The 24,080-nt window shown below is 38.3% G+C and carries 20 protein-coding genes; 11 read left to right on the plus strand and 9 right to left on the minus strand.

Features of this window, described 5'->3' with window-relative positions; all coding sequences use genetic code 11:
- The first annotated feature begins 146 nt into the window (after positions 1-146).
- Positions 147-404: a hypothetical protein gene (locus C7J88_RS06260; protein WP_095117829.1), complete on the plus strand. Its 258-nt coding sequence runs from the start codon at positions 147-149 to the stop codon at positions 402-404.
- Positions 405-521: 117 nt separating this feature from the next.
- Here C7J88_RS06260 and C7J88_RS06265 read toward each other — a convergent pair whose 3' ends face one another.
- Positions 522-1,643, minus strand: coding sequence for a hypothetical protein (locus C7J88_RS06265; RefSeq protein WP_159031408.1), 1,122 nt, complete (start codon positions 1,641-1,643; stop codon positions 522-524).
- Positions 1,644-1,995: 352 nt separating this feature from the next.
- On the opposite strand from C7J88_RS06265, the gene pflB reads away from it, so the two are divergent.
- Together pflB and pflA are read left to right on the plus strand one after the other, a co-directional pair.
- A complete protein-coding gene (pflB, locus tag C7J88_RS06270) occupies positions 1,996-4,245 on the plus strand; it encodes a formate C-acetyltransferase (RefSeq protein WP_095117835.1) in 2,250 nt (749 codons plus the stop codon).
- A 108-nt stretch (positions 4,246-4,353) separates the two neighbouring features.
- Entirely contained in the window at positions 4,354-5,115 is a 762-nt protein-coding gene (gene pflA / locus C7J88_RS06275) for a pyruvate formate-lyase-activating protein (RefSeq protein ID WP_095117838.1), read from the plus strand.
- A gap of 103 nt (positions 5,116-5,218) precedes the next feature.
- Here pflA and C7J88_RS06280 read toward each other — a convergent pair whose 3' ends face one another.
- The gene (locus tag C7J88_RS06280; protein WP_095117841.1) at positions 5,219-6,289 is read right to left on the minus strand and encodes a PTS sugar transporter subunit IIC; all 1,071 of its coding nucleotides are present in this window, start codon (positions 6,287-6,289) and stop codon (positions 5,219-5,221) included.
- Between the two features lie 167 nt (positions 6,290-6,456).
- On the opposite strand from C7J88_RS06280, the gene C7J88_RS06285 reads away from it, so the two are divergent.
- The 5 genes from C7J88_RS06285 to scdA all read left to right on the plus strand — a co-directional run bounded on the left by C7J88_RS06285 (position 6,457) and on the right by scdA (position 10,400).
- Positions 6,457-7,206: an amino acid ABC transporter ATP-binding protein gene (locus C7J88_RS06285; RefSeq protein ID WP_095117843.1), complete on the plus strand. Its 750-nt coding sequence runs from the start codon at positions 6,457-6,459 to the stop codon at positions 7,204-7,206.
- Positions 7,203-8,045 carry a transporter substrate-binding domain-containing protein gene (locus tag C7J88_RS06290; RefSeq protein ID WP_095117845.1) on the plus strand — a complete coding sequence of 281 codons (843 nt, stop codon included), beginning with the start codon at positions 7,203-7,205 and terminating at the stop codon, positions 8,043-8,045. Before C7J88_RS06285 ends, C7J88_RS06290 begins: the two co-directional genes overlap by 4 nt.
- Position 8,046: 1 nt before the next feature.
- Complete coding sequence (locus C7J88_RS06295; protein WP_095117847.1) at positions 8,047-8,727, plus strand: amino acid ABC transporter permease; 681 nt, start codon at positions 8,047-8,049, stop codon at positions 8,725-8,727.
- 13 nt (positions 8,728-8,740) lie between these two features.
- Positions 8,741-9,430, plus strand: coding sequence for an amino acid ABC transporter permease (locus C7J88_RS06300; protein WP_095117849.1), 690 nt, complete (start codon positions 8,741-8,743; stop codon positions 9,428-9,430).
- Positions 9,431-9,725: 295 nt separating this feature from the next.
- Complete coding sequence (gene scdA, locus C7J88_RS06305) at positions 9,726-10,400, plus strand: iron-sulfur cluster repair di-iron protein ScdA (protein WP_095117852.1); 675 nt, start codon at positions 9,726-9,728, stop codon at positions 10,398-10,400.
- 56 nt (positions 10,401-10,456) lie between these two features.
- Here scdA and C7J88_RS06310 read toward each other — a convergent pair whose 3' ends face one another.
- The 5 genes from C7J88_RS06310 to C7J88_RS06330 form a co-directional block, all read right to left on the minus strand.
- Complete coding sequence (locus C7J88_RS06310) at positions 10,457-11,011, minus strand: tubby C-terminal domain-like protein (RefSeq protein WP_095117855.1); 555 nt, start codon at positions 11,009-11,011, stop codon at positions 10,457-10,459.
- Between the two features lie 14 nt (positions 11,012-11,025).
- Positions 11,026-12,174: a glycerate kinase family protein gene (locus tag C7J88_RS06315; protein ID WP_095117857.1), complete on the minus strand. Its 1,149-nt coding sequence runs from the start codon at positions 12,172-12,174 to the stop codon at positions 11,026-11,028.
- Between the two features lie 130 nt (positions 12,175-12,304).
- A complete protein-coding gene (gene srtA / locus C7J88_RS06320) occupies positions 12,305-12,892 on the minus strand; it encodes a class A sortase SrtA (protein WP_095117859.1) in 588 nt (195 codons plus the stop codon).
- A gap of 90 nt (positions 12,893-12,982) precedes the next feature.
- Entirely contained in the window at positions 12,983-14,176 is a 1,194-nt protein-coding gene (locus C7J88_RS06325) for an MFS transporter (protein ID WP_095117861.1), read from the minus strand.
- Between the two features lie 142 nt (positions 14,177-14,318).
- Positions 14,319-15,590, minus strand: a complete 1,272-nt coding sequence (locus C7J88_RS06330) for a pyruvate MFS transporter (RefSeq protein ID WP_095117863.1) — start codon at positions 15,588-15,590, stop codon at positions 14,319-14,321.
- 447 nt (positions 15,591-16,037) lie between these two features.
- Between C7J88_RS06330 and C7J88_RS06335 the strand changes: the two genes are divergently transcribed.
- Together C7J88_RS06335 and C7J88_RS06340 are read left to right on the plus strand one after the other, a co-directional pair.
- Complete coding sequence (locus tag C7J88_RS06335; protein WP_095117865.1) at positions 16,038-17,993, plus strand: fructose-1,6-bisphosphatase; 1,956 nt, start codon at positions 16,038-16,040, stop codon at positions 17,991-17,993.
- 425 nt (positions 17,994-18,418) lie between these two features.
- A complete protein-coding gene (locus C7J88_RS06340) occupies positions 18,419-19,804 on the plus strand; it encodes an alanine/glycine:cation symporter family protein (protein ID WP_095117867.1) in 1,386 nt (461 codons plus the stop codon).
- Between the two features lie 53 nt (positions 19,805-19,857).
- Here the strand turns inward: C7J88_RS06340 and C7J88_RS06345 are convergent, their stop codons facing one another.
- On the minus strand, positions 19,858-21,645 hold the full coding sequence (locus C7J88_RS06345) for an ABC transporter ATP-binding protein (protein WP_095117869.1): 1,788 nt from the start codon (positions 21,643-21,645) through the stop codon (positions 19,858-19,860).
- The gene (locus C7J88_RS06350; RefSeq protein ID WP_095117871.1) at positions 21,629-23,419 is read right to left on the minus strand and encodes an ABC transporter ATP-binding protein; all 1,791 of its coding nucleotides are present in this window, start codon (positions 23,417-23,419) and stop codon (positions 21,629-21,631) included. The genes C7J88_RS06345 and C7J88_RS06350 overlap by 17 nt, the downstream gene beginning before the upstream one ends.
- A 214-nt stretch (positions 23,420-23,633) precedes the next feature.
- On the opposite strand from C7J88_RS06350, the gene C7J88_RS06355 reads away from it, so the two are divergent.
- Entirely contained in the window at positions 23,634-24,059 is a 426-nt protein-coding gene (locus C7J88_RS06355) for a 6-pyruvoyl trahydropterin synthase family protein (protein WP_095117873.1), read from the plus strand.
- Positions 24,060-24,080: the final 21 nt, after the last annotated feature.

Raw genomic sequence — 24,080 nt, forward strand, 5'->3', positions numbered from 1 at the left:
ATTTATTTCTCCCCTACTTTATGAAATGTAATCGAATTCAATGCGGAATTTTCTGAAAAAACACTATCTTTTTAATTTGAAAAATGTTATAACTTATATAAGACTTTTTTACAAAATCTAATCATCGCAAAAAGGAGCTGAGAAAGATGTTGAAAAAATTGACGTTACTGTTTCTAGCACTCGTCATTACAACGACCATTGCTGAGACATATTTAATTGCAGGCACATGGCAATACTTGCTCATGCAATCATTTTCACTCAGTATCATTGGTTTCTTCGTTTATAATTATGTCGTATTCCGCTTAGAAGAGAATCAAGCATCCTCATCAGCTGCTGTTCACCAAGAAATCGATGATGAACCTTTCCATAAAGGTATCTTAGACAAAAACAAGACCATTCAATAATGATTTTGATATACAGTCCTTACATATAGAATAAACATCTTATATTCAGGGACTTTTCTCAAACACAAAATAAGACCAGCAATACTTCATACGTATTGTTGGTCTTATTTTTATTATTTATTCTCTGTGATCATTGATATCGATAATTTTTGAACTATCATATTTGTATTCTTTGTCTAATATTTGCATATACTCATCAAACGTATATCCATGGAAAATCCAGTTACGCATCTTCATATAAACAGGTTTTACCTTGTTTTGATGTGTTTCTGTTACACGTTTACGTAAAATACCATCATTTACCATCGATAACAAGACGTCTGCAACCATATCATATGAAATCGCATGCTTCATCATCGTCAACAATTCGATGTTCAATTGATCTGCCGTTGCGTTAAAGTTATTGTCTTTTCTCACACTGCGATCTAACCAAGATAAGAAGTCAATCATGTCTTCATCTGGCAAGTTGAAAACATTTCTCTCAAAATACAACATATCTTCTATTGTCTCTGGCATATAGTAGTGTGCATCTTTTAAGAAATGTGCAAATTCATCTTCTTCAAGTTGTAAACCTAATGAAACAATCGCACCATTTACTAAACGATAGTTTATATTTTCTGGTGCAATGCGTTCACAACGTTTAACAAAACGCTGAATATCCATCAATGTATTCTCTTCATCTAAGTATGTTTTGAATACATCTTGTAATTGTGTATATGAATATAAACCATATAAGTTGGTTGCTGCTTCAAATACACGATACTTCAAGATCATTGCTTGTAATTCTTCGTCTTCCTGCTCAATATACGCACCTACACGCGTCGCAACTTCTGCCGGTATCTCCAATACAGACAATCCATTGTCTTCTTCGTCTGTATTAAAGACAAGATAACAATCCGGGAATGTAATTGAAGAAATAAACGGCAACATTTCTTTGCTGTAATGGTGTGTTAAAGCAAACGCTAAACGCTGATCTTTACTCATCTTACTTACTTCTTCTTTTATATAAGAATCGGTTACGAGCTCTTGTATAAAGTGAACGAGCATTTCATCTTTTTTCATACTAGAATAACCTGTTATATCATGTGACTTACACAATCTTTTAATATCACCAACTGTTAAGTCAGACATTAATTCGATAATCGAGTTTGGTTGCTCAGGTAAAATACCTTGCTTCATCATCGCATCTTCAAACTGCGCTCTCTCTTCATCCGTTAATCCGGATAATAAATCTGACATCCCTTCGAAATCTCTTACCATTTTTTCTCACCCATTCATTGATCATGATACTTCCATTTTACAGAGTTCCATCCCTTTACGAAAGCATTTTTACTGAATTAACACATTTCCCACTCAATTTGTTCAAACCATATACACAAAAGTTCAAATTGCCTTTTAAAAAATTATCATCATGTGATGATTTGTCAACTAATATCATGTAAAATCTGCAATAATTTATGTCCGAATTATATCCAATTAGAATCTAAAATTTGACAACTGTTAAGCGCTTACAATAATTGCGTGATTTTGTTCACAAGAGTTGATATACTGTTTGTGAAATGATGAACAAAACCTAACAGGAGGTATACTCATGATTAAAGAACCAAAGAAACAAAACAATGCATGGTCAGGATTTAAAACAGGTCGTTGGACACGTAACGTAGATGTGCGTGAATTTATCCAACTTAACTTCACTGGATATCAAGGTGATGATAGTTTCTTAGCAGGCCCTACTGAAGCAACATCAAAATTATGGGATCAAGTCATGCAACTATCGAAAGAAGAACGTGAACGTGGTGGCATGTGGGATATGGATACGAAAGTTGTCTCAACAATCCTTTCTCATGATGCAGGATATTTAAATCAAGACTTAGAACAAATCGTCGGCGTTCAAACAGATAAACCATTCAAACGCTCGATGCAACCATTCGGTGGTATTCGTATGGCAAAAGCAGCATGTGAAGCATATGGTTATGAACTAGATGAAGAAACTGAACGCATCTTCACAGACTATCGTAAAACACACAACCAAGGTGTATTCGATGCATATTCTAAAGAAATGTTAGCTTGCCGTAAAGCAGGTATCATCACTGGTCTTCCTGATGCTTACGGTCGTGGTCGTATTATCGGTGACTATCGTCGTGTTGCTTTATACGGTATTGACTTCTTAATGGCAGAAAAACAACGTGACTTCAACGATCTTTCGACTACAATGTCTGAAGATGTCATTCGTTTACGTGAAGAAGTTTCTGAACAATACCGTTCACTTAAAGAATTAAAAGAACTTGGTGAACGCTATGGCTTCGATTTGAGCCGTCCAGCAGAAAACTTTAAAGAAGCTGTTCAATGGTTATACTTAGCTTACCTTGCAGCAATCAAAGAACAAAACGGTGCTGCAATGAGTCTTGGTCGTACTTCTACTTTCTTAGATATCTATGCAGAACGTGACTTACAAGCAGGTACAATTACAGAATCTGAAGTTCAAGAAATCATTGACCACTTCATTATGAAATTACGCCTTGTAAAATTCGCACGTACACCTGATTACAACGCACTCTTCTCTGGTGACCCTACTTGGGTAACAGAATCTATCGGTGGTGTTGGTATCGACGGACGTCCAATGGTTACGAAAAACTCATTCCGTTTCCTACACTCTTTAGACAACTTAGGTCCTGCACCTGAACCAAACTTAACAGTATTATGGTCTACACGTTTACCAGAAAACTTCAAACGCTACTGTACGAAGATGAGTATTAAAACAAGCTCTATTCAGTACGAAAATGACGACTTAATGCGTGAAAGCTATGGCGATGACTACGGTATTGCATGCTGTGTATCTGCAATGAGAATTGGTAAACAAATGCAATTCTTCGGTGCACGTGCAAACTTAGCCAAAACATTATTATACGCGATCAATGGTGGTAAAGATGAAAAATCTGGTAACCAAGTCGCACCAAAATTTGCACCAATCGAATCTGATGTTTTAGATTACGACGAAGTGTATGCACAATTTGATGAAATGATGGAATGGCTTGCAGGTGTATACGTTAACTCATTGAACGTTATTCATTACATGCATGACAAATACAGCTATGAACGCATTGAAATGGCGTTACATGACACAGATGTTCACCGTACAATGGCAACAGGTATCGCAGGTCTTTCAGTTGCAGCTGACTCATTATCTGCAATCAAATATGCAGAAGTTCGCCCAGTTCGTGATGAAAACGGCCTTGTTGTAGACTTTGAAACAACTGGAGACTTCCCTAAATACGGTAACAACGACCCTCGTGTCGATGACATTGCAGTTCAATTAGTCGAAAGCTTTATGAGAAAGTTACGTAAACACAAAACTTACCGTGACTCTGAACATACAATGAGTGTATTAACAATCACTTCTAACGTTGTGTATGGTAAGAAAACAGGTAACACACCAGACGGACGTAAAGCTGGCGAACCATTTGCACCAGGTGCAAACCCAATGCACGGCCGTGATGAAAACGGTGCTTTAGCATCACTTTCATCAGTTGCAAAATTACCGTATGACTGCTGTAAAGATGGTATCTCAAATACATTTAGTATCGTTCCAAAATCACTTGGTAAAGAAGATCACACACAAGAACAAAACTTAGTCAGCATTTTAGATGGTTATGCATTACAACACGGTCACCATCTTAACATCAACGTATTCAACCGTGAAACATTGTTAGATGCGATGGAACACCCTGAAGAATATCCACAGTTGACAGTTCGTGTATCTGGATACGCTGTAAACTTCATCAAGTTAACACGCGAACAACAACTAGATGTTATTTCACGTACATTCCACGAATCAATGTAAGAAGAAGGTGTGAGAGAAGCGCTTAGAATTTGAGCAGACCCCTAAAATCTCAAATGCGCTAATGACTTCTCAAACACGAATTAATGAAAGGAAATAGAGGGATATACTATGTTAAAAGGTCACATTCATTCAATAGAGAGCTTAGGTACTGTGGACGGCCCTGGTCTACGTTACATTATCTTCACACAAGGTTGCTTATTACGGTGCTTATATTGCCATAACCCCGACACATGGAAAGTAAACGAACCGTCAAGAACTGCAACATCTGATGAACTTGTGGCCGAAATTACACCGTATCTCCCTTACTTCCAAGCATCTGGAGGCGGTGTCACAGTAAGTGGTGGCGAACCGCTTCTCCAAATGCCGTTTATTGAAGAATTATTTGAAAAGCTTCAAGCACATGGCATCCACACGTGTATTGATACATCACTTGGATGTGCCAATGATTCAGAAGCTTTTAGAAAACATTTCGACCAGCTACTCCCCCATGCAGATTTATTAATGGTCGACATTAAACATATTGATAATGAAAAGCATAAACGCTTAACAGGAAAACCAAACACTCATATATTAAAGTATATTCAATACTTAGCCGATAAAAAGCAACCAATCTGGATACGACATGTCCTAGTGCCAGGTTTGACTGACGCCCCAGAAGACCTACGTGCACTTGGTGAATTTATCAACCAGCTAGGTAACGTTGAGAAGTTCGAATTGCTTCCTTACCATCAGCTGGGCGTTCATAAATGGCAAGCCCTTGGCATTCCATATGAACTAACGGATGTCTCCCCTCCAACAGATGAAGATGTCGCAGAAGCATATCGATTGGTTAACTTTAATGGTGTGACCCCCTTAACACCGGTTGGCTAAAAACATATAATTCACATACTCCTACCTATATATATTAAAAGAACGTAAAAAGCTACACGCAAACCCCTGAGCGTGTAGCTTTAATATTTTGTAGAAAGACAAGTTACGCTTCTTCATTCGCTGTGAAACGATAAATGTCTGGTTGATACAACTTGAGTATTTTGCAGAATAATGTATTGACGATGAAGCCTACGACTAAAGGTACACCGATGAATACGAATCCTGCCAATAATACATTCATCATCGTTCCATGTTGTAAAAATTCTAATGCTTTGATCGGCCCTACAAGCCCTACGATACCAAATCCTGCAGATTCTTTTGTCCCTTCAATACCTACGAGTGCACCGACAATTCCTGTAATACCTGCTGTTAATCCAATTGGTAATAACAGAATTGGATAACGAATAATATTTGGCATCATCATCTTCATCCCACCTAGAATGATTGCCACTGGGACACCCAGCTTATTGACACGTAATGTACCGATAAATAGAACGACTGCTGCCGCTGCAACACCAATTGCTGCTGCACCTGCTGCAAGGCCTGAAATGCCAATTGCTAAACCAACCGCAATTGTTGATACAGGTGATACGATAATGAATGAAAACAATATCGCAATCAACATACACATCAATATAGGTTGCAACGTTGTGAGTGTATTCACTACGTTACCAATTGCTAGTGTAATCTTGCTAACATAAGGCAATGTTAAAAGACCGATAACCCCCGGAATACCCCCTACCAAAATAGGAAGCAAAATGATTGTTAAACTTCCTAATCGTCCACTCAACCAAAGTACCATTAAAACAGCGATTGATGCTGTTAACATCGTATTGATTAAATCACCAATACCGACAATTTGCCAACCCGCTTCAGTCGCTTGTGCTGCACCTGAGCCAACATATGCTGCCGCTCCAACAACTGCTGTTTCCATCGGATTCAACTTAAACTGAAATGCAATGAGCACGCCTACCATTAAAGGTAAGGCAAATTGAATGCCTAACACAACATGATGTAATGTTTCGAAAAATGGTACCGACTTCCCTAAATATTGAAACAGTCCACCTAATACTGCATTCGGAATTAACCCGACAACAATTGCAACGGCTAATCCATTTAATACATTAAACGTAAACTTTTTAAACGTCATTTTTTCATTTTCCATTGTTTCCATCATTTGACCTCCTTAGATGTGTGATACATCTTGTTAGCTATTATACGCTATTACACACTATTTTTTTAGAACATTTCGACAAAATTATGAAAAAGATAACTTTCCTAAATTCCGACTTTACCGATAAGGATTTATGTAGTATTTTAATGTTCAAGGAGGGAGTCCACATGTTAGAAGTTAAAAACTTACACCAAAAATATCATGAAAAAACCGTACTTAACAACGTCTCATTTTCACAACCACAAGGTACAGTCACTGCTATCATTGGTCCAAGTGGTTCTGGTAAAACAACCCTATTACGTACATTAAACGCACTCGTACAACCACAAAAAGGAAGTATTTCAATCAATGATGTCACAGTTGACTTTGAACATACAACAAAGCAAGGTATCAAACAGCTGCGCAGTCAATCAGCAATGGTCTTTCAAAACTATAATCTTTTCAGTAACAAAACAGCATTAGAAAACATTACAGAAGGCTTGATTTATGGGCAAAAATATTCAAAAGCGGATGCTGAAAAGATCGCTTATGAACTTTTAGACGAAGTGAACTTACGTCAACATGCAAACCACTATCCCATTCAACTCTCTGGTGGGCAAAGTCAACGCATCGGTATCGTACGTGCACTGGCACTGAATCCGAAGTTGCTCTTGTTAGATGAACCGACATCTGCATTAGACCCAGAATCTGTCACAGGCATTCTGTCGCTTATCAAGAAGATTGCGCAACAAGGCATGACGATGACACTCGTTACACATGAAATTCAATTTGCTGAAGCTGTTGCAGATCAAATCATCTTTATTGATCATGGGGAGATTATTGCGCAAGGCTCTCCAGAACAAGTTTTACATAATCGTGAACATCCACGCCTACAACAATTTTTAGAGCGTGTTGATACGAAGCAGGTGATTGTATGATCAAACGCTTGTTCCAATTCTTCTTAGTCGTTGGCCTTGCAACGTTACTCGCAAGTTGTCAATCTGATGATACATCACAAAATCAGAAGAAGGTTGTAAAAGTAGCTGTCTCTGCCGAAGTCAATCCACCTTATTTATATACAGACAAAAACAATCAGTTTATTGGCTTAGACATGGACTATATGAAGCTATTAGAGAAAAAGTTACCACAATATGATTTTCAATATGAAATTGGAGAAGAAGAAGCAAACTTAGTAGGACTCGGCGCAGGTAAGTTCGACATGGCTATTAACTGGTTCTTCAAGACGCCTGAACGTGCAGAAAAGTTCTTATATCAAAACGAACCTTATAGTTATTCACTGACTATGCTGACTGTACATAAAGATAACAATACGATTCATAGTCTAGACGATATGACGGATCATCAACTCACACCAATGGCACCGAGTGGTGGGTTGTATTCTATCTTATCACGCTATAACGAATCACATACAGAACAAATCGACATCGATACCATTCATTCACCTTCTAACGGTGATAACTTGAAAATGATATCACAAGGCCGTCGTGATGCAATGTTTATCAATTGGAACACGTATACGGCAATCCAAAAGGAATTGAATCAAGACGTTAAAATTGGTGGTATCGTAACTAAAGAGCCACTTCACATCGTCTATAACAAAGAAAACAAACAATTGCACGACGACATTGATCGTGCCACAAAAGAGCTCAAAGAAGAAGGTAAGTTACGAGAACTGTCACACCGCTACTTTGACATTGATATTTATCAAGATTTAGACACAATCAACCAACATATCGACGCATTGGAGGTGCAGTAACATGAACATTGATTGGCCAAGTTTATTCCAACAAGTATTACAACAATTACCCATCACGCTCGTAATGATTGTCACTGCCCTTTTCTTTGCACTCATTCTTGGATTGATTCTTGCTATCATTCGCATTCGACGAGTTCCTGTTCTCAATCCAATCGTACGTATCTTTTTGTCATTTAGCCGTAGCACACCACTTGTCTTGCAACTCTTTCTTGTATATTTTGCACTGCCTCAAGTGTTGCTCTTTATCGGCATCGACATTAACCAATGGAGTCGCCTGTTCTTCGCAATTTTAGCATTCACATTACACTCAGGTGCTTATCTGTCAGAAGTCATTCGTGCCGGCTATCAATCCGTCCCATACGCACAAGTAGAAGCTGGTCTAACTGTCGGCTTAACATATCCGCAAGTCGTACGCCGTATTATCGTGCCACAAGCATTGCGCAATAGTTTACCGAACTTGACAACTCAAATTATCGAACTGATCAAAGATACATCACTTGCCTTTACGATTGGCATTATTGACATGATGGGACAAGTACAACTCATCATCGGCAACAACTATGGACTCGGTATGTTAGAAGTTTATGTTGTTATTTCAATTATTTACTGGGCACTCGCACTTATCGTTCAAGGTGCATTGGCATTCGTTGCTCATCGTTCAAGCCACCCATATCAAGTATAAGGAGGAATCACCTATGTCATTTATGATTGAAGCTTTTACAGAAGTCTTAAAAGGCGTTCCTTATACCATTGCGGTCGCAGTCGTTGCGATTATCGTCGGTTTGTTGATTGGAAGCCTTTTTGCACTTATTCAATTTCGACGTATCCCTGTGCTTTCACAGATTATCATCGTCTATAATTCATTTATGCGCAGTACACCACTGATTGTGCAACTCTTTATTTTTTATTACGGCTTACCTGCACTTATTCTCTGGCTAAATGCACAATTTCATTGGAAGTTGAACCCAGACATGTTCCATCCACTTGTCATTGCGCTTATTGCCTTTTCTTTACATGCTGTGGCATATCTCTCAGAAAGTATTAAAGGGGGATTATTAGCCGTATCGCAAGATCAATATGAAGCAGCACAAACGATTGGATTGAGCAAATGGCATCTTTATACACGTATTGTTTTGCCACAAGCTTATGGTTATGCGCTCCCAAATATTGAAAATCAATTCATTATGCTCATCAAAGGAACATCCCTTGCATTTGCGATACAAATCCCGGAAATTATGGGTGTAAGTGCCGTTATCGCCAACGAAGGTTATCGCTTTGTTGAAGTTTACACGATTGCTGTTGTTTTCTATTGGGTATTAGCGATTGTATTAGAATATTTGTTCCATCGACTCGAAGGACATACCACACGCTATCTTCGTGCGTAAGTCCCCTATTAAGAGATGCAGTAGAAATCTCAAACTTTTTGAGAATTCTATGGCGTCTCTTTTTTAGATATATTCTCATTTAGAATAAAGTCCGTTGTTACATACCATAGTTCAAACCTTTGAAAATAAAGTACTTTCATTCCTTCCTTACTTCTTCGTTTTCGCAATCATTTTTTGAGAATGAGAATCAATTAGTCATTTTCCCGTCACAAACTTAGCCTTTTCCCTAATGTTCAAATTATCACAATAGGCGTATACTAGAGATATCACTCATATAGGGAAAGGATGTTCCAAAATGATTCAATCAACAGAAAAAGTAGCAGATGCTGTTACAAAATATCCAAAAACGGCTGATGTTTTCCGTAAGTATGGCATCGACTTTTGTTGTGGTGGTCAAATCTCAATCGATGAAGCAGCTGCAAGTAGCAAACGTGCAGAGTTAGATACATTATTACCAGAGCTAGAAGAAGCAAGCAAAATCCAAGCAGAAGGTATCAATCCAAGCTACCTAGATGTACCTTCACTGATTCAATATATCGAAGCACGTTACCACGAAACATTACGTGAAGAGTTAAAACAATTAACACCTTACGTGACGAAGTTAGCACGTGTTCACGGTCCTAGCCACCCATATTTAGTAGAGTTAAAAGAACTTTACGACACATACAAATCAGGTATGTTAACTCATACTGATGAAGAAGATAAAGAAACATTCCCTAAATTAATCAAAGCGCATAATGGGGAAACAGTTCCTGATCTAGAAGAAGCAGTACAATCACTTGTTGATGACCACACAGGTACAGGTGCATTACTTGAAAAAATGCGTGAACTTACAAACGGTTACCAACCACCAGCAGAAGCATGTGGTACATGGCGCCTTGTTTACAACCGCTTAGAAGCGTTGGAAGAAGAAACACACGCACATGTTCACCTTGAGAATCACGTATTATTCCCAAAAGTAAGTGCATAGTCACAATATAAAATAAGACTGGCGTACTGCCAGTCTTATTTTTGTACTTTCTTATTTTAACCCGAACCACTTGAAGCAGCACTTTCTCGCATCATTTCAAAGTATTCAAATGCCACTTGGAATAGTAACATCAGCAATAAAGGTGGATATTGATCTGTATCTATGGTTACTTCATGTTCTGTTCTAATTTTGAAGTAACTTGATTTTGACTTTAATAGTTCCGTTTCACGTTCATCTTTTATAATGATGCTATGCGATAAAATCCCTGATTGTAACTTGAGCTCATTTGCCTGCATATCTGTATATCGCATCTTAGATTTCACCCAACTAAAACTCGCTTTCAGTTCTCCGATTGGTTTATGATTGTGATAAACTTGCCAAGCAGGAAGGAATAGCGTGCGCAGTGATCTTTCTCGGCGTACTTCGTACAAGTCTTTTCCATCTGTAATCTCATATTCTTGTTTCATCGCACTTAACCAAGATGAAAATTTACTACGCTTCTTTTTATTTAAGATGCGCAGTGACATCACTTGTTTGTCTTGTTCATTCAATACAGCAATTTCTTTCGTCGATCCTTCCCAGAAATTTTCTTTATAATGATATTTTTTCATGCCTCTCCCCTCCTTTAATGTCGCTCTGCTATTTGATAAAAACGTGCCATATTCTCTGCCCAGCGTTTTAAAGATACTGGTCCTTCAGCTAAGGCAATGTCTAAAGAACAAGGCCTTGATAGTAAACTATATACCGCATCAATCCCATGTTTAAACACCGCCTCATATCCTTCACCAATACTACCTGCTACGGCAATGACAGGCTTATGATATTTTTTCGCTGCTTGTGCCACACCAACTGGCGTTTTACCAAATGCTGTTTGCCCATCGATACGTCCTTCTCCTGTAATAACCAAGTCGGCATTCAATGCGTAATGTCTAAAGTTCGTAACTTCTAATACAATCTCTACACCACTGCGCAACGATACAGGCAAACACGCAAGTAAACCCGTACCTAGGCCTCCCGCTGCACCTGCACCTGGAATATCCGCAACATCTTTATGTAAATCTTGTTTGATCACATTGTGGTACTGTGTGAGCGCATGTTCAAGAATTGGGAATGTCTCATCTGTCACACCTTTTTGTGCACCATACACTGCCGTAGCTCCCATCTTACCTAGTAAGGGATTCGTCACATCACACGCAACTTCAAATGTCACATCCATCAAACGGGCATCCATCTTCGTCATATCGATATGTGCTAAATGTTGTAATGCGGCACCACCACGTTCAATAGGTTTCCCTTTGGCATCCAATAACGCCACGCCTAACGCTTGTAATAAGCCTGCACCGCCATCATTCGTCGCACTTCCACCAATACCTAGAATGATCTTTGTGGCCCCTTGATCTAGTGCATCTTTTATCATTTCACCTGTTCCAAACGTTGTGGCCATCAGTGGATTCAGTGTTTCTGGTGCTAACAAGTCTAAGCCAGACGCAGCTGCCATCTCGATAATTGCCGTTGTCCCTTCAAATGCGATACTATAAGACGCATGAACAGCCTCCCCGAGTGGTCCGGTCACTTTTATCGTTCTCCACACACCATTTAGCGCATCGTGTAAAGATTGTGTTGTTCCTTCTCCACCATCAGCCATAGGTACTTTATCATAAGACCATGTGTCTCCCATGACTGAACGCCATCCTGCTTCAATCGCCTTGGCTGCTTCCATTGCTGTCATACACCCTTTAAACGAATCAGGCGCAATGACTAATCTTTTTTTCATGTTGTCACACCTCTTTATGTTTATCATCTCTCTCTATTATATCTCTAAAATAGTCATGATACTTTTCTAATGACAATCAAAAAAGACTTATGAACATCTCACTGCTCATAAGCCATTCTATCAAGTTGATTTATGCCGCTTCAGCAACATAAATACTACGTTTCAACCATTGTCCTGTGTTCGGATCATAATCATCACACGTAATCAATGTCAGTTGATCTTTCTCTTTATTCATTTCGTCTAAAACTTCTACTTGAGTTGGATCAACATTTTTAATCGACGTTATCTTGTATTTACGCTCTTCATCCCCAACTTTGAATGTGACCGCATCACCTTTTTTCGCTTTATGCAAATCTGTAAACTGATTGTATAAGTTATAATCTGTGTGACCTGCGATTGAAATATTTTGGTCGGACAATGATTCATCTTCTTCCGCAAACGCCAACCCACGTTGCAACTGTTCAGGCGTTGCCGCACCCGGATAAACCGCTTCTTTAATATCGACCGATGGCACCGTCAACACACCCACCACTTGAGACTTGTCTTTTGGAATCTCTTGTTTCGCATGTTGCTTTTTAGCCTCATATTGTTCAATTTTTTGCTCAGTCTCTTGTTGTGCAAAATAGCTATCGATTTTCGGTTTGAATACCAAATATAATCCGCCTAAAATAAGCACGACACCAAGTAACGGTACTAAAATATTCTTCAATTGTTTCATGATTCGTTTCCTCTTTTACTCTAAAATATGTAGCACTATTCTACCATACAACAGCACAAATACCTATACGAATTCGTTTCGTGCGACATGTTAACGAGCCGTTCGACGTTTGGTATAAACCAGAGAAACAAGTGCACTCAATAAGTATGCAAAACCCGCTACAAAATAGACGGTTGTGACATTAATCTCATCTGCAATATGCGAGATACAAAGTGTGCCGATACAAAACCCTACGGAATACACCATATTATTCAATGTATAAACTTTTACAATATGTACTTCTTCTAGGTTCACTTGTATCGTTGAATGCATCGTAATCGCACGCAATTGATCAAAGAATCCATATGCAAATGAAATAAGTAAAACAATCACAATCCATTTATTCATACCAAACAACATATTTAAAACTGCGCAGATTATTGCACCAAATATTAAAATGATTTTCGTTTTCTCTTCAATCGTGCGACTATACTTGGATACAATCAATCCGGCAAAAATAATCCCCGCAAAAAAGACCGAGTTGATCATACCAAATATATATGTTTCACGTTGCAAAAACTCTTTAACAAATACTAACAGAATCGCAGAAATCCATGCACTGTGTGCGAATGATTCGACCATAGTCGTCGTATTCAAATAAATGCTATGTATATTTTTTCGATTAAAACGTATCATCTCTGAAAAAGATTGAAACAGACTATTGGACACCCTATCGGGAATTGTGTTTATTTTAATTTTGAAAATAAAATAGACAGACAATGCATAAGTCACAATTGTAATGAGTACGACATGTTGATAACCGATTGACGCTATTAATATCCCACCTAACGCCCAAGAAACAACTTGTATCGTATTGTTCATGACGTTTATTTTTGAGTTCGCCAATACAATATTACTTTTGTCTTCAATCATTGGAATCATCGCATTTTTGACTGGATTAATCAGTCCATCCAAAAAAGAATTAATACATATACATAAAAACAGAACGATTATGCTTATATTCAAAGAGATGACGCATAGAACGTTAATCATCATAAATGTTTTGAGCATCTGTGAAAAACGCATTACCTGTAACTCATTAAATTTGATATACCAATAATTTGCAACCAATCCACTTAAAAATAAAAAAGTCGTCACACATATGGGTATAAGGGCTGAATACCGTGCTTCTCCTGTTAAATGATAAACATAAGCAATTAACGCCACAATATAAATAATATCCCCTGTGTTTGCAAACAATTGACTATAATATAGATGTTTGAAGTTATTCGACAATCTATACATATAGTCCCCCCTTTGTATGTAATTATAAAATATATAACAAAATTGTATTCCAAATTATCAAACTACTCAATCCGTTTTTATAATTTGGAATACAAAAAAGCCAGGATATTGCGCGTATCCTGACTCTCAAATTCATATATGATTAAACTTCTGATTCGTCTTTAATCAATGGGTGGTCTGGTTTTACGAAGAACCATAAGATGATTGCGATGACTACTAAGATCAACATTAAACGTAATGTCGTAGGCCAACCCATAATTGTTGCAAGGTAACCTGCAAGAATTGGACTTAACATCGCTCCAATGTTCCCCCATAAGTTCATCCAGCCAGATACTGTACCAGCAAAGTTACGACCTAAGTCAGTTGCTGATGCCCAGCTCATTACCATTGATAAGCCGATACCACTTAAGCAGAATGACATCCAGAAAATGTTCATTGTTAATGTTTGTGCACTTACAGCGAAGTTCAGTGCCACACCGAAAACAACGAAACCTGCAATCGCAATAGATGCACGTGCGACGAAACGTGATTTTCCAGCACTTAAAATCTTATCTGAAATTGCGCCACCTAACATGATAACGATAAACATCATAAACCATGGAATCCCTGCGATTTTACTCATTGTTAAGTTATCGATATGGAATGTTTCCATTAAGTATGATGGTAACCATATTAAGAATAATGTAATCGCAAACTGTACGATGAAGTACTGTGCTGCAATCGCATAGAAACTAAAACGTGAGAAGAAGATGCCCCATGGTGCTGATGATTTATCAGTTGCTACAACATCACGATTTTCCATGATGAATTGTTTTTCCGCTTCACTTACCATTTTGTGTTGTTCAGGTAAGTCTTTTGCAATAATCATCCATAATAATGCAATTAAGAAACCAATTACACCGAAAATGTAGAATACAGCTTGCCAACCAAAAGTAGTGTAGATTGCTACTGTAATGAATGGTGCTAATACAGGACCAAAGTATGAACCTGCTAATAACGCACTTGATGCACGTCCTTTTTCATTTTTACCAAACCAATGTGTATTGAATACAGCGTTTGATGGATACATCGGTGCTTCCCCAACACCGAATAAGAAACGTACTAAGTATAGTAAACCGTGGTTTTTCACTAATCCTGTTAAGATTGTGAATGCGCTCCACCAAATTAAAGCTACCGAAATCATTTTTTTCGGTCCGAACTTCTCAGCTAACAGCCCTGAAGGTACTTGCATTAATGCATAACCAAGTGAGAAGAATGACGCTAAGAACCCGAATTGCGTCTTTGTTAAATTTAAATCTTCCATCATCGGAACAGCGATATATGAGATGTTCGCTCTGTCCATATAAGCAATAACCCCGATTAAGAAGAAAAACCCTGCAAACATCCAACGGACATTTGTTTTCTTTCTAGTCATGATTTTTACCCCGCTTTCATTAGGTCATCAGATGACCTTTCAAATTAGCAACTTGAATATACCACAGGTCTAAAACGTTTACAAGAAAATTTTCAATGGTATAGAAACCGGTTTCAGTTTGTGCATTTTATCACAATTAAACTAGTATCATAGACCATCATCAAGGCGTTTAAAAGCCCTTATAAATTAAGCGTTGTCCCAACACAATTACTATTTTAAAATAGTAATCGTGTTTTGCGAAATATCTAAAAACTTTTTCTAATATATATGCTCATCTACATTATTTTTTTCTAATGATTTCAGTACTTTTTGCCCCTGTAAGTCTTGCATCATGATGAGTCATTCAAAGTTCAAATGTTGTTTATTAACGTAACATGAATAATGTGGTTTAATAGAGATGGAAGCGCTTAAAATAAAATTAATGATTGAGTAAGAGGTGTCTATCACATGCATTCAGCAAAAGAAACAGAACTCAAGAAGCAGTATCTCGACTTGCTCGCTGAAAAATACGATTCAGAAGAAAAAGTTGCAACAGAACTGATCAGCTTGGCGTCTATTTTAGAGTTACCAAAAGGGACAGAACATTTTGTCAGTGATTTGCACGGTGAATATCATGCGTTCCAGCACGTATTGCGCAATGGTTCTGGGAATATCCAATCAAAAATTCATGATATTTTTGATGAGCGTCTTTCTGAAGATGATATCAATGAATTGATTGCTTTAGTTTACTATCCCGAAGATAAAGTGAAACGTATCAAGGCGAACTTTGACTCTAAAGAAGCTCGCAATGAGTGGTATCAATGTACGATTCATCAACTACTAGAGCTCGTCACATTCACTTCTTCAAAATATACACGTTCAAAATTGAGAAAAGCTTTACCGAAACAATTTGTCTTTATTATTGAGGAATTGTTATATAAAACAAACCGCTACAACAATAAAAGCAATTATTATTCAACAATTATTCATCAAGTCATTGAATTGAATCAAGCCGATAAATTGATTATCGGGCTCTCTAATACCATTCAAAGACTTGTTGTCGATCATTTGCATGTTGTCGGTGATATTTATGATCGTGGGCCACATCCCGACAAAATTATGGATACACTGATCGACTATCATTCGGTTGATATTCAATGGGGAAATCACGATGTGCTATGGATGGGTGCATATGCAGGTTCAAAAGTTTGTCTCGCTAACTTATTGCGTATTTGTGCACGTTACGACAACTTAGATATTATTGAAGATGCTTATGGTATTAACTTACGTCCACTTCTTACATTGGCTGAAAAATACTATGACGACAACCCTGCTTTCCGTCCGAAAAAACATCCCGAAAAAACACCGTCTGCATCTGAGCAGTTACAAATCACAAAAATTCATCAAGCGATTGCGATGATTCAGTTCAAACTTGAAGGCCCTATTATTAAACGCCGTCCAGAATTCGACATGGATGCACGTCTACTATTAGACAAAGTGAACTACCGTGAACAAACACTCGAACTGAATGGTACGGTTTATCCATTAGAAAATACATGTTTCAAAACGGTCGATCCACGTAATCCAACAGCTCTTTTGGAAGAAGAACAAGAAGTAATGGATCGACTCATCATCGCATTCCAAGAATCTGAAAAATTACGCCGTCATATCGACTTTTTAATGAAAAAAGGGAATCTCTATTTGCGCTATAATGGTAACCTACTCATCCACGGCTGTATTCCAGTTGATGAATCCGGTGAAATGGAAGGTATGATTATTGACGGGCAATATGCAGCAGGTCGTGCACTCATTGATGCGTTCGAAGTACACGTACGTCATGCTTATGAACACTTAGATGAACAAGATGACCTTTCTACCGACTTGATTTGGTACTTATGGACTGGGAAATATTCATCACTCTTCGGAAAACGTGCGATGACAACATTTGAACGTTACTTCATCAAAGATAAATCAACGCATAAAGAAGAGAAGAATCCCTATTATCACTTGCGCGAACAAGAATCATATGTCAAATCAATGTTAAAAGAGTTCGATATGGATCCTGAACAAGGTCGTATTATCAACGGCCACACCCCTGTCAAAGAGCGTGATGGCGAGGACCCAATCAAGGCGAATGGCAAAATGCTTGTTATTGATGGTGGTTTCTCTAAAGCCTACCAATCTACAACAGGGATTGCCGGTTACACTTTGTTATATAACTCATTCGGGATGCAACTTGTAGCCCATCAAGAGTTCAACTCAAAAGAAAATGTCCTTGAAACGGGTGAAGACGAGCTATCAATTCGTCGTGTCGTAGATGAAGAGTTAGAACGCAAGCTTATCCGTGACACAAATAAAGGCCGTGAATTACAAAAAGAAATTGATATGTTGAAAGAACTGATGACATATCGCTATATGAAATAGCATATGTATAGAAACAGCAAAACACTATTTTCACAATAGGTTTTGCTGTTTTTTTCTTAGGTATTCACGCTTATATAAATGATAAAAACTTTTTGAATTCTTTTGTATAAAAGAAAAACAAAACCCTTTATTCATTTGAAAATACCAATATTATTTTTTAGTTTTAAGTAGCTTTTTAATCATGAAAGATGTAAAATTTTAGAGTGCGATACCAATATTAAATCGTACCATTTCATAATGAAGCGCATCTTTATCACAGATGCCTATGTTGAGAATTGTTCGGGATACAATGTCGCTTGTGCCAATAGGCTTTGAACACATTGTACTATTCCAACATCCTAGCTAAGATTTTACATCTAGTGCATTTATACAATATAATAATGAAAGCGTTTACTTATGAATTGAATATACTGGAGGGGTTATGTGTGTTAGAAATCCTAGAAAAAATTAATGGTGTTTTATGGGGAGCACCAAGTTTAATTTTGTTATCTGGGACAGGTTTATTTTTAACCTTTGTCTTGAAAGGCATGCAGTTCACGAAGTTGCTTCATGCATTCAAACTGGCTTTCGTTCCAGACAAGAGCCAAGATGATAGTGAAGGAGACATCAGTAACTTTAAAGCACTCATGACATCACTAGCCGGAATGATCGGTAACGGAAACATCGCTGGGGTCGCGACAGCCGTTACTCTAGGTGGTCCCGGTGCTGTATTCTGGATGTGGGTCGTTGGTTTACTCGGTATGACAACGAAATATGCCGAAGCTTTACTAGCGATGAAGTATCGTGAGCAAAATGCAAATGGCGAGTATTCAAGTGGTCCGATGTACTATATCGAAAAGGGACTCGGTTCTCGCTACAAGTTCTTGGCGGTGGCTTTCGCCATGTTTGGTGCCTTTGCATCACTTGGTATCGGAAACAGTGTTCAATCTAATACCATCGCTGACGTAATGACGAATTCATTCAATGTGAGTGGCTTTATCACAGGGATTATTTTAGCCATTCTTATCTCATTGATTATTTTCGGTGGCCTTAAACGTATTAGTAACGTCGCTGGTGTCTTTGTACCGATGATGGCAATTTTCTACATCGGTGCCGCAGTCACAATTATTTTGATTAATTATGACAAAATCATTCCAGCATTTGGATTAATCTTTCAATACGCATTCACACCTGTATCAGCTGCAGGGGGCTTTACAGGTATTATGGTGATGCAAGCCGTTCAAAACGGTGTATCAAAAGGAATATTCTCAAACGAAGCTGGTTTAGGGACTGTTGCCTTAATCTCAGGTAATGCGAAGTCAGGTCATCCTGCCATTCAAGCACTCGTTGCGATGACAGGAACATTTATCGTAACAATTGTTGTTTGTACGATGACAGCACTTGTATTACTTGTGACAGGCTACTGGGATCCGAGTGGTGGTTTATTATCAGGCGTGTCACACGATCCAAAACTTGAAGCAGGTGCTTTAACAAGCGTTGCCTTCGGTTCTAGTCTAGGCATGTTAGGTGAATACGTGGTATCACTCTCTGTTATCTTCTTCGGTTTCTCAACAATTATTGCATGGTTCGTATACGGTGCGAAATGTTTCGAATACTTATTCGGCGTAAAGTATGTGATGTTATATGGCGTCATTTATGTTGCAGCGACATTCTTAGGAACTGTTGCAGACTTGCGTACTGTATGGCTTTTCGCTGATGTTGCCAATGCGATGATGATGATTCCAAACTTAATCGGTATCTTACTGTTGTACAAAGTTGTTAAGGAAGAAACAGAAGATTACTTCAAACCATCCTTACGTAAAGTATCATAAAATACAAAAAGCGATCATCGCAGTCTTGCGATGGTCGCTTTTCTGTTCTTTCCTTACAATAACTCGCCTCTCAACTGTAACTGATACAAGTTATAGTAAATACCTCGTTGTGCAATCAACGTTTCGTGTGTCCCTCTTTCTGCAATGACCCCTTTGTTCAACACAAGTATTTGATCTGCATCTTGAATCGTAGACAAGCGATGCGCAATCGCTAAAGTTGTGCGTCCATGTCTCATTTTTGCCAATGACTTCTGAATGGCTTCTTCTGTCTCAGAATCAATATTCGCCGTCGCTTCATCCAGCAACAAAATTTTCGGATCCATTGCCATCGTACGTGCAAAGGCGATCAATTGACGTTGTCCACTAGAGAATGCACGTCCTTGTTCAATTACTTGATGCTCATAACCGTCTGATAGCTGCATAATAAAATCATGTGCGTGCACAAACTTCGCTGCCGCTTCCACTTGTTCAAACGTCATCGTCGGATGATACAGTCGGATGTTTGATGCAACTGTTCCATAAAAAATAAACGGATCTTGTAACACGAGTCCGATACTCTGCTTCAAGGTCTGTTGTGAATAGGACTTGATTGATTTACCATCAATCAATATATCTCCACGTTCAAACTCATAAAAGCGCATAAATAAATTCGCAATCGTACTTTTACCTGATCCTGTATGACCTACCAATGCCACTGTTTGTCCTGGTTCCGCTACGAAAGAAATATCATGTAACACATCGTGTGTGCCGTCATAACTAAAGCTCACATTTTTGAATTCAATGCGTCCCTGTTGAATCGTCGCTGTTTCATCTTCTTGTTGTGTCGGTGCATGTGTCTCATTGTCCATCATTTTAAACACACGACTCGCTGATACAATCGCCTGTTGAAAGATATTCAAGTTCTGGCTCACTTGGTTAATCGGCTCAAAAAAGCGTTGCATATATTGAATAAACGCATAAATTACACCCGCTGTAACAGTCTCACTAAAGCTTAAAATACCAAAATACCCTAAAATCATCACCGTCGCAAATGTGGCTAACATCGTCATCGCAGGACGTAACATCAGACTGTCCAGTTGAATTGTCTTCATAGACTTGTCATAATGTGCAGCATTGATTGCCCCGAACTCTTCTCGTAGACGCTGTTGTTGATTGAATACTTGAATAATCTTCATACCTTCAATTGACTCAGCCAACTTCGCATTCAAATCCGATAATCGCTGACGCGTTTCGTTAAAGTACACAGATGCAAACTTACGATAACATGCAAGTATCACGATAATAACCGGTACAAACAGCAATGCAAATAATGCGACACGAACATCCAATACAAACATCATGACAAAGCTTGCAATAATCATTAAAAAGGCTTGTAAAAAGGATGTTAGAACGCCTGTAAACATCTCAATAATTGCTTCTGTATCATTCGTCAACCTTGATACAATACTCCCGCTTGGCGTTTCATCAAAAAACGCCATACCTAATCGTGTAATATCATGGAATGCATCAATCCTTAGTTGTTGGATCACCTTCAGCGCTAGATATTCTAAGTAATACACACTTAAATAGGTCGTTATTGCACCCACAATTTGAATAATGATAAAAGCAATTAACAAACCGATTACTTGTTGATTTGACAATCTTGAGTGTAATAGATATTCATCGATAAAAACTTTAACAATATAAGGAATACTCATACTTGCAGCAATAGAAATACTGAGTGTCAACAATGATACAACAATTAACTTTTTAAACGGTAGCGTATAGCGAAGTAGTCGTAAAAGTACATGTAATTGCTCTTTGGCAGATAATTGGATGACTTCTTTAGTATGTCTCGTCATGTTGACCACCTCTTTCTACTTGCTCCGTTAAATCTTCTGCGTAACGTGCCTGCATGGCCTGTGCATGGAACGTTTCTGCATACCAACCATTTTGCGCAAGTAATACATCATGCGTACCACGTTCAACAATGGTACCTTCACGCATAACCAGAATCATATCCGCATGCATCACAGCACTCATACGATGTGCAGTAATAATATTTGTCTTACCTCGACGTGTCTCTTTCAAGTTATGAAGTATCGCCGCTTCCGTTTCAGCATCTACTGCTGATAGTGCGTCGTCTAAAATGAGCACGTCCGGGTCTTTGATCAATGCACGTGCGATTGAAATACGTTGCTTTTGTCCGCCTGATAACGACACCCCACGTTCACCAACTACCGTCTCATATGCTTCTGGCAATCCCATAATATCTCGATGAATGTGACTCATCTGACTCGCATGATATAACGCCTCATCCGATATATCCGGTTGGCTAAAGGCGATGTTAGCTCGGATTGTTGATGAAAACAAAAAGTGTTCTTGTGGCACATAACCAAACTGTGCACGTAACTGGTCGATGCCATACGAACGAATTGCTCGACCGCCATATTGTATATCATCTGGATGATCGGTATCGAATTCACGTAACAATAGACGTAACATCAAGCTTTTGCCCGACCCTGTACTTCCGACAATACCGAGCGTCATTCCTTGTTTTAATGTAAAGTGAATGTCGTGTAGACGTGCGGATTGTTCATTTTGAAATTGAAATGCATCCATTTGAAATACGATATCCCCAGTAGGCTTCGTTGCAATATTCGCTACCAACTTGACGTCATTTTCAACACTTTCAATCTGACGAATTCGATCATATGATGCATGTCCACGCTGTACAATATTGAAAAAGAAACCGAGCGCTAACAGCGGCCATACGAGCATATTAAGATATGTTGTAAATGTCACCAAATCACCAATCGTTATTTCTCCATTAAGCATCATCATAGCACCAAAGATCATACTTAACAGATAACTCGTTCCTAGCACTAACTGTATGGTTGGATCGAAAAGCGCATCGATTTTTGCAACACGCATATTTTTCCCTACAACTTCATCACTCAACTCTCTGAAGTCCGCTTCATCATCTTCTTCATAACCGAAAGACTTCGTTACCTTGATACCCGAAATACTTTCTTGTGTCTTATCGTTCAATTGACTGAAAGCCCCTTGTGCCTTCTTAAAAGTATCATGTAACAAACGACCATAATAGTTCGTCGCTAAAACGAGAATCGGCAATGGAATAATCGCAATCAATGTCAATTTGGGACTGACGGTGATTGCCATCATCAATAACGTCATTCCTCCTGTAATCAACGCATCACCAATTGTCATCACACCGATACCAGCTGAACTTTGAACTGCACGGATATCATTTGTCGCATGTGCCATCAAATCTCCGGTACGATATTGTTGATAAAATGATGGGCTCATCAACGTATATTTCTCATAAAGACGTTCACGTAAAATACGTCCTAACTTTGCACTTGCACCAAACAATTGCATACGAGATACAAAACGCAAAAGATAGATTACAATACCTAAACCAATCATGATGAGTAGACAGATGGTTAACAAACGTGGTGTTAATGTTCCTTCTGTAATATGATCAATCACAAAACCAATCATTCTTGGCGGTACTAAACTACAAAATGTTGTAATGAGCATTGCCACCAGTGCTATCACATATCTCTTTCTCTCCTGTTTAAAAAACCAACTCAAATCTCGAAATACTTTCAAGGTGCATCACCACCATTCTTTGTTTTATGTTATTTTCTACTTTTATGTAAAGTTACAAAAAATAACCTTTGTATACTATCATATACAAAATATATCAACAGAAAAAGTATTTGACGCTTAATTTTTCACGATTTTGTCATATTATTTTGAATTTTGTTGAAATATCTTAAATCTACCAAAATATGATAGTCTAAATAAAAAGGAGGAGTGTACGATGTCTCAATTCGATCATCTTCAAGCACCTAGGACCTTTGCATATCGTCAGTCATCTGTTCACGTAATCAAACACTATCAATTCACCTGTGATAACCGTATCTATTTTACAGAAACAGCTCACGTTGACTTGTCTAACCATACGTATCATCTCGAACTATCACTACAAGCGACAACGAATGCACAAGGCATTGCAGTCGACTTCCATCACATTGACAAGCTCTACCATACACATCTCTCACCTTATTTAGACGGACAATTGTTAAACGAGACACTTCCAGAGATGAGTACAACTGCTGAAAACATCGCCTACTGGATATGGGAGCAATTGACGGGTGTATTACCGCATGATGTGTCACTTCACACATTGGTATTATATGAAAAACCTGAACAAGGCGTTAAACTGACACACGACATGCTATCCTAAACGAACATACAAAAGAGACCT

The sequence above is a fragment of the Staphylococcus muscae genome (assembly GCF_003019275.1).
GTDB classification, from domain to species: Bacteria; Bacillota; Bacilli; order Staphylococcales; family Staphylococcaceae; genus Staphylococcus; species Staphylococcus muscae.

Excerpts from the sequence above, each read along its gene's own strand:
- C7J88_RS06260 (WP_095117829.1), top strand. The coding sequence starts at position 147 with ATGTTGAAAAAATTGACGTTACTGTTTCTAGCACTCGTCATTACAACG.
- C7J88_RS06265 (WP_159031408.1), bottom strand. The coding sequence starts at position 1,643 with ATGTCAGATTTATTATCCGGATTAACGGATGAAGAGAGAGCGCAGTTT.
- pflB (WP_095117835.1), top strand. The coding sequence starts at position 1,996 with ATGATTAAAGAACCAAAGAAACAAAACAATGCATGGTCAGGATTTAAA.
- pflA (WP_095117838.1), top strand. The coding sequence starts at position 4,354 with ATGTTAAAAGGTCACATTCATTCAATAGAGAGCTTAGGTACTGTGGAC.
- C7J88_RS06280 (WP_095117841.1), bottom strand. The coding sequence starts at position 6,289 with ATGGAAACAATGGAAAATGAAAAAATGACGTTTAAAAAGTTTACGTTT.
- C7J88_RS06285 (WP_095117843.1), top strand. The coding sequence starts at position 6,457 with ATGTTAGAAGTTAAAAACTTACACCAAAAATATCATGAAAAAACCGTA.
- C7J88_RS06290 (WP_095117845.1), top strand. The coding sequence starts at position 7,203 with ATGATCAAACGCTTGTTCCAATTCTTCTTAGTCGTTGGCCTTGCAACG.
- C7J88_RS06295 (WP_095117847.1), top strand. The coding sequence starts at position 8,047 with ATGAACATTGATTGGCCAAGTTTATTCCAACAAGTATTACAACAATTA.
- C7J88_RS06300 (WP_095117849.1), top strand. The coding sequence starts at position 8,741 with ATGTCATTTATGATTGAAGCTTTTACAGAAGTCTTAAAAGGCGTTCCT.
- scdA (WP_095117852.1), top strand. The coding sequence starts at position 9,726 with ATGATTCAATCAACAGAAAAAGTAGCAGATGCTGTTACAAAATATCCA.
- C7J88_RS06310 (WP_095117855.1), bottom strand. The coding sequence starts at position 11,011 with ATGAAAAAATATCATTATAAAGAAAATTTCTGGGAAGGATCGACGAAA.
- C7J88_RS06315 (WP_095117857.1), bottom strand. The coding sequence starts at position 12,174 with ATGAAAAAAAGATTAGTCATTGCGCCTGATTCGTTTAAAGGGTGTATG.
- srtA (WP_095117859.1), bottom strand. The coding sequence starts at position 12,892 with ATGAAACAATTGAAGAATATTTTAGTACCGTTACTTGGTGTCGTGCTT.
- C7J88_RS06325 (WP_095117861.1), bottom strand. The coding sequence starts at position 14,176 with ATGTATAGATTGTCGAATAACTTCAAACATCTATATTATAGTCAATTG.
- C7J88_RS06330 (WP_095117863.1), bottom strand. The coding sequence starts at position 15,590 with ATGACTAGAAAGAAAACAAATGTCCGTTGGATGTTTGCAGGGTTTTTC.
- C7J88_RS06335 (WP_095117865.1), top strand. The coding sequence starts at position 16,038 with ATGCATTCAGCAAAAGAAACAGAACTCAAGAAGCAGTATCTCGACTTG.
- C7J88_RS06345 (WP_095117869.1), bottom strand. The coding sequence starts at position 21,645 with ATGACGAGACATACTAAAGAAGTCATCCAATTATCTGCCAAAGAGCAA.
- C7J88_RS06355 (WP_095117873.1), top strand. The coding sequence starts at position 23,634 with ATGTCTCAATTCGATCATCTTCAAGCACCTAGGACCTTTGCATATCGT.